General features: G+C 69.1%; 5 protein-coding genes. All 5 read right to left on the bottom strand.

Annotation, left to right across the window (positions count from 1 at the left end; genetic code table 11):
- Positions 1–81: 81 nt before the first annotated feature.
- On the bottom strand, positions 82–1,383 hold the full coding sequence (locus tag ACWGST_RS16810; RefSeq protein ID WP_452047814.1) for an ABC transporter substrate-binding protein: 1,302 nt from the start codon (positions 1,381–1,383) through the stop codon (positions 82–84).
- A gap of 87 nt (positions 1,384–1,470) precedes the next feature.
- Positions 1,471–3,141 (bottom strand): amylo-alpha-1,6-glucosidase, encoded by a 1,671-nt coding sequence (locus tag ACWGST_RS16805; protein ID WP_452047813.1) that lies wholly within the window; start codon positions 3,139–3,141, stop codon positions 1,471–1,473.
- Positions 3,138–4,073, bottom strand: a complete 936-nt coding sequence (locus ACWGST_RS16800) for a carbohydrate ABC transporter permease (RefSeq protein WP_452047812.1) — start codon at positions 4,071–4,073, stop codon at positions 3,138–3,140. The genes ACWGST_RS16805 and ACWGST_RS16800 overlap by 4 nt, the downstream gene beginning before the upstream one ends.
- A complete protein-coding gene (locus ACWGST_RS16795) occupies positions 4,070–5,047 on the bottom strand; it encodes a carbohydrate ABC transporter permease (RefSeq protein WP_452047811.1) in 978 nt (325 codons plus the stop codon). Before ACWGST_RS16795 ends, ACWGST_RS16800 begins: the two co-directional genes overlap by 4 nt.
- Positions 5,044–6,339 carry an ABC transporter substrate-binding protein gene (locus ACWGST_RS16790; RefSeq protein ID WP_452047810.1) on the bottom strand — a complete coding sequence of 432 codons (1,296 nt, stop codon included), beginning with the start codon at positions 6,337–6,339 and terminating at the stop codon, positions 5,044–5,046. Before ACWGST_RS16790 ends, ACWGST_RS16795 begins: the two co-directional genes overlap by 4 nt.
- Positions 6,340–6,524 lie beyond the last annotated feature (185 nt).

The following is a 6,524-nucleotide window of genomic DNA, read 5'->3' as shown; positions in this document are numbered from 1 at the left end:
GGCCCGAGGCATCCGGCTTTCGCGACCGGATGCCGCGGGCCTGCGCCCGCCCGCTCGTGGTGAGCGTCGGCGTGGCCATGGTTACTTCGCGACCTCTCGACCCGTCGCGGTGGCGATCTGCTTCGCTGCATCGTCGAGCGCCTGCTGCGGGTCGGCGCCGTTCAGCACCGCGGCGACGACCGCGTTGGCGACGATGTCGCTCGCCTCGGCGTTGTCGGTCGTGAAGGTGATCGGCGGGATGTTCGCCGTCTGCTCGGCGAAGAGCGCGTAGACCGGCTGGCCGCCGAAGTACTCCTGCGGCTCGGTGAAGTACTCGTTCTGGAGGGCCGGCAGGTACGACGGGAACAGGCCCTCGTTGACCATCATCGAAGCCTGGTTGTCGGCGTCGGCGAGCACGTAGTCGACGAACGCAGCGGCGAGCTGCGGGTTCTTCGCCTGCGTGGGCACGGCCAGGCCCGAGCCGCCGCTGTTCGAGGTGCGCACGCCGCCCGGCGCGAAGGCGGGCAGCTCGGCGACGCCGTAGGTGCCGCTCAGCTCGGGGGCGTCGCCCAGCAGCGTGCCGATCCACCAGACCGCCTCGGGGGTGACGGCCGAGTCGCCGTCCTTGGCGCTCGTGACGCGGCCGTCCCAGCCCTTGACGTTCTTCAGCAGGCCCTTGTCGTTGAGGGTCTGCAGGAGCGTGAGCGCCTCGACCGCCTCTGGCGAGTTGACGGTGACGTCGCCGTCGTCATCGAAGAGCCCCTGGCCCTGCTGCTGCAGGAGCATCTGGAAGCCGCCGCCCGTCGCGACGTCGAGCGAGAGCAGCGTGTGACCGGTCGTCGCCTTGATCTGCTCACCCGCGGCGATGAGGTCGTCCCAGGTCTCGATCGAGGCCGGGTCGATGCCCGCCTCGTCGAAGTAGTCGGCGCGGTAGAACAGGCCGACGGTGCCCGAGTCCCACGGCGCGACCTTGAGCGCGCCGTCGGCGTCGGACTGGGCCGACCACTTGAACGGGTCGAACTCGTCTTCGGCCTCGCCCAGCACGGGCGTGAGGTCGGCGAGCCCGGTCGGGAACTCGTTGATGTAGCCGGGGGCGCGGTCGGTCTCGATCGTCACGACGTCGGGCAGTCCGCTGCCGGCCTGGAGGCCCACCGAGAGCTTGTCGTACGCGTTGTCGTACCCGACGTCGACGACGTTCACGGTCGTGTCGGGGTGATCGGCCTCGAATTCGTCGCCGAGTCGGTCGAGCGCCGTCGCGGCGACATCCCACGACCACACGGTGATCTCGCCCGACACCTTCGCATCGGGGTCGAGCACGACCTGGGTCGGGGCGCCGGCGCCCATGGTGCAGCCCGAGAGCAGGGCGAGTGCCGCGACCGGCACGATCAGGGTACGCGCGTTCAAGATGACTCCTTTGTCGTTGGTATTTTGTATACAGTACACGATTGGCGGATGCCTCGTGGTGAGCGATATCCCGTGAGAAACCGTTCGCTACGCGACCGACAACCCCACCGCGAGATCGATGAAGAGCGCCGCCGACCAGCCGAACGCCGTCGTCGCGGTGCGGGCCTTCTCGCCCGTCTCGGGGTTGAAGTACTCGTGCGGCCCGCCGCCGTGCACGACGAGGGCCACCGTGCGCTCGGCGAGGTCTCGGGCGAGCCCGGCATGACCCGACGCCCGCAGCCCCTCGATGACGAGCGCGTTGGTGTTGACCCAGACCGGGCCGCGCCACATGCGTTCGGGCGAGAAATCGGGGTCGGAGACCGCGACCGTCGGAATCGCCCAGGGCGCGGCGAACCGTCGCTCGTCGGCGAGCGCCGCGACCAGTCGGTCGACGATGTGCTCGGGCAGGCTCCCCGTCAGCAGCGGCATGAGCCCGACGATCGTGTCGCTCGCGACGTCGGCGCCGGCGGCCCGGGCCCGGAAGAGCGCCCGCTCGTCGTCCCAGAGGTCGAGCAGCAGTGCGAGCGTGCGTTCGGCGCGGGCGCGGTGCGTTCCGGCATCCGCGTCGCCGAAGCGCTCGGCGAAGCGGGCGAGCTCGAGGTCTTGGCGCACGAGGTACGCCCCGAGGTCGGGCGCCGTCGTCGGCAGCGGCCCGTCGAAGATGGGGCTGTCGTCGAGGCCCGAAGAGTACGGATGCGCGTACTCGGGCATGCCGTCGCCGTCGAGATCGGAGGCCGCGAACCACCAGTCCTGCGAGCGGCGGATCGTCGCGAGCTGCTCGCGCGCCCAGTCGTCGGCCTCCTCGACCTCGAGCACCTTCGCGAGCGCCCAGGCCGCGAGCGGCGGCTTCGTGAGCGGCACGGGAGCCGAGGGGTCGGCGATGGCCGACCCCGCACGGCGCAGCGTCTCGCGATCGCCGGGCGGCAGGTCGTCGCTCGTCGCGAGCACGCCGTGCTCGTGCACGACGTCGGGCAGCTGCCCGTCGGGGCTCGGGAACCGGAATGCGAGTTCGAGCTGCTCTCGCGCGAGCGCCGGGTCGCCGTGCCGCAGGCCCACCGCGATGAAGTACGCGTCCCACTGCCAGAGCCCGACATAGCCGATCTTCGAGGGCACCACGGCGCGGGCCCGCCCGAGCGCCGGCAGCTCGACGATGTTCGCGCCCAGCACCCACCAGCAGAACGCCGTCATCGACTGCAGATCGCGGCGCACCAGCGGGCAACGCGCGAACCAGTCGAGCCACAGCGCCTCGCTCTCGGCGAGATCGACGAGATGGGCGGTGGATGCCGCGTGCAGCACCCGGCGGTCGGCGCCGATGTGGAGCCGCACCGCCTGGGCGGCCTCCTGGCCGAGCGCGATGCTCGAACGGTCTCCGTCGGGGGTCGTCCATTCGACGGTCGCCCGATCGTTCGGGTCCGTCACGCCGACCGTGAGGGCGCCCGTGCCCGCGAACGCGAGCGTCACCCGGCCGCCCCCGAACTCCACCGCGTGCGGCAGCACTCGCGAGATCGGCAGCGCGTCGCCCGAGTCGTCGCGCACCACGAGCGAGTCGATCACCCGGCACTCGGCGAGCGAGCGCTCGTACTCCGAGGTGTGCACGCGCACCCCGTCGCCCTCGCGGAAGACGAGCACGCGTGAGCGCGGCAGCGTGAACGGGGCCCGCACGAGATCGAGGTGCGCGCCCGCGAGCGCGGCGAGCGCCGAGGCATCCGCTGTGCTCATCGCCCGCCCAGCCCCGACGCCGCCATGCTGTTCAGGATGCGACGCTGGCCGATCACGAAGGCGATCAGCATCGGAATCGTCGCGACCGCCGACGCCGCCATCACGAGACCGTAGTTGAGCGAGCCGAACTGGCCGCGGAAGCTCGAGAGCAGCAGCGGAACCGTGAACAGGTCGGGCGAGTTCAGCAGCACGAGCGGGAACAGGAAGCTGTTCCACACGTCGAGGGCGACGATGATGCTGAGCGCGCCGAGGCCGGGCTTGAGGTTCGGCAGGATGACGCTCCAGAAGATGCGCAGCCGGCCGGCGCCGTCGACGATCGCGGCCTCTTCGAGCTCCTTCGGCAGCGACAGTACGAACTGTCGCATGAGGAATACGGCGAACGGGTTCACGAGCATCGCGGGCACGATGAGCGAGAGGTGCGAGTCGACCCAGCCGAACTGCGCCATCAGCAGGTAGAAGGGCACGAGCGTGACCTGCTTCGGGATCATCTGCGTCGCGAGGAACACGATGAAGATGACCCGGCTGCCGCGGAACCTGATGCGCGCGAACGCGTACCCGGCCATGGACGCGGTCAGCAGCGTGCCGACGACCGCGAGCACGGCGATGTAGATGCTGTTGAAGTAGGCCTGCGCGAACGGCACGGCGTTCCACGCGTCGACGTAGTTGTCGATCGTCCACGGCGCGGGCCAGAAGCTCAATGGGTCCTGCAGGAGCTGCGGGAGCGTCTTGAACGAGGTGATGAGCATCCACACGAACGGGAAGACCATCGCGACGCCGGCCACGATGAGCGAGACGTGCAGCAGGGTCTTGCCGGCGCGACGCTTCGCGGCCCCGGTGCGGGCGCCGCCCGGGCGGTGCTCGAGGTCGGGAGCCACCATCGCGATGGTGGAATCGGTCGGCGCCCCTGGGGCGCGAAGAGGTGTGGTGCTCATGCTGCGTCGTCCTCGTAGTGCACGAACTTCTTCTGTGCGCCGAACTGGATGGCCGTGATCACGAGCGTCAGCAGCAACAGGATCACGGAGGCGGCACTCGACGGGCCGAACTCGAAGCGCCCGAACCCGAGGTCGTAGATGTGGTAGACGATCGTGCGCGTCGCGTTGTCGGGCCCGGCGTCCGCGGTGAGGATGAACACCGTGTCGAAGGTCTGCAGCGACGAGATGAAGGCGACGATCGACGAGAAGAAGATGATGGGCGAGAGCAGCGGCATCCTGATGCTGCGGAACAGCCGCCAGACGCCGGCGCCGTCGATTCGGGCCGCCTCGATGACCGACGGCGAGATGTTCTGCAGGCCGGCCAGGAAGATGATGACGTTCAGTCCGAGCGCCGACCAGATCGACACGATGCAGACGGCGATGAGCGCGAGCTTCGGGTCGCCGAGCCAGTCGGGCGGCGCGACGCCGAACACGTTGGCGATCGTCTGGCTGAGCACGCCGTCGACGCGGAACATCTGCTGCCAGATCATCGCGACGGCGACCGTGCTCGTCACGACCGGGGCGAAGAAGAGGATGAGGTACAGGGTGCGCGTGCGCAGCTTCTCGAGCGCCACGGCGATGACCACGGCCAGACCGAGGCCGATCGGCACCGTGATGATCGCGATGAGGAGGGTGTTCACGATCGAGCGCAGCAGGAGCTCGTCCTGCAGCTGCGCCGAGAAGTTCTCGAAACCGACCCACGTGAGGTCGGTCAGGCCGTCCCACGAGGTGAACGCGAGCACGAGGCTCGCGGTGAACGGGAGCAGCACGAACAGTGCCATGCCGATGACCTGCGGCCCGATGAAGACATAGCCCCAACGGCGGTCGCGCCGCCGCCAGGCGGACTCCTTGCGGAGCCCGCCCGGCGCGGTCGGTGCGGTGGGCGACGCGGTTGCCGCCGCGCCGCCCGCCCCGATGCTCAGGTCGCCGCTCACTGACCCGACTTCTCGGCGACGAGGTCGGCGACCGCGTCGAGCGTGCCCTGGGCGTCGGACTTGCCCTCGTAGAGCGCGAGGAACAGGTCGCTGATGTCGGTCGACAGACCCGGCACACGGGCTTCGGTCGCGTAGTTCGCGAAGCCGATGTCGCGCATGTCGAGGAAGGTCTGCGCGTGCGCCGGGTAGCCGTCTTCGAGCACGACCTCGTCGGCGCCCTTGATCGACGGAACCGCGTTGCCGCCGCCCTGCAGACGGAAGGTCTGACCCTCGGCCGAGAGGAACTCGGTCCAGAAGGTGAACGCGGCGTCCTTCGCCTTGGTGCCGTTGTTGATCGCGAGGTACGACGCGGCAACGCCGGTCGGGGCCGCGGCGCCATCGGGCGTCGGCCAGCGCACGATGTCGTAGTCGTCCTGCACGCCGGCGCTCATGACCGTGCCGATCGTGTATCGGCCCTGCACGAAGAAGCCCGCCTTGTGGGTGACGAACACGCTGTCGGCGCCGGCGCCCTCGGGAAGGGTGTCCGCGACGACGAAGGTGCCGTCCTGGAAGTTCTCACCGAGGGTCTCGACGGCGTCGACCGTGGTCGTGTCGTCGTTGCCGACGAACTCGCCCGACTCGTCGTAGGCGGTGCCGCCCTGCGCCGAGATCCAGCTGTAGTGCGTCGCCCAGTAGTTCCAGAACATCGAACCCGTGAGACCGGCCTCGGCGAGCTTGTCGTTCATCTCGAGGTACTTCTCGGTCGTCCACTCGTCGTTCTCGGCGAGGGTCGCGGGGTCTTCGGTGACACCGGCGGCCGCGAGCGCGACCTTGTCGTACCAGAGCACGTCGGGGTTCGAGTCGTTCGGCGCCGCGTAGATCTCGCCGTCCTGCTCGGCCGCACCGAACAGGCCCGGGAAGAAGTCGTCGGGCTTCGTCTGGCTCGCGTCGGACTCCATGAGCTTCGTCAGCGGCATGAGCCGCTTCGAGTCGACGAACTGGCCGAGCTTGTCATCGCCGACGTAGAACACGTCGGGAGCGGTGTTGCTCGTGAGCTGGGCGAGGAGCTTCGAGTGGTAGTCGGAGTAGCTCGCGACCGGCTGGAGCTCGACCGTGATGTCGGGGTGGCGCTTCATGAACTCGGCATTGAACTCCTCGAAGCGGGTGAGCTCTTCGGGAGTTCCCCACGTCGACCAGACGACGGTGTCGGAGTCGGATTCACCTCCCCCGCTGCACGCGGCCATTCCGATCAGCAGGGCGCTTGCGGCACCGACTGCGAGCAGGCGCCTCATCTTCGAGTTCGCGCGGGACATTCCGCCACCTCTTTCGTCATTGCGGGGACCGGCCCTGGGCGGGGCACGGAGGATCACTCGACTCGTATTCTGTATACAAAACTCAGAAACGTCAAGATGAGCGCTGACATTCGGCGGAACCGGGCCCGGCTCGCGTGCGCGAACGCGGCCGTTCAGAGCCCCGAGAACAGTGGATGCCCCGTGGC

Source organism: Agromyces sp. NPDC055520, assembly GCF_053619715.1.
Note: the sequence above shows the minus strand (reverse complement) of the source record. Positions and strands in the feature narration are given on the sequence as shown.

Excerpts from the sequence above, each read along its gene's own strand:
- ACWGST_RS16800 (WP_452047812.1), bottom strand. The coding sequence starts at position 4,073 with ATGAGCACCACACCTCTTCGCGCCCCAGGGGCGCCGACCGATTCCACC.
- ACWGST_RS16805 (WP_452047813.1), bottom strand. The coding sequence starts at position 3,141 with ATGAGCACAGCGGATGCCTCGGCGCTCGCCGCGCTCGCGGGCGCGCAC.
- ACWGST_RS16790 (WP_452047810.1), bottom strand. The coding sequence starts at position 6,339 with ATGTCCCGCGCGAACTCGAAGATGAGGCGCCTGCTCGCAGTCGGTGCC.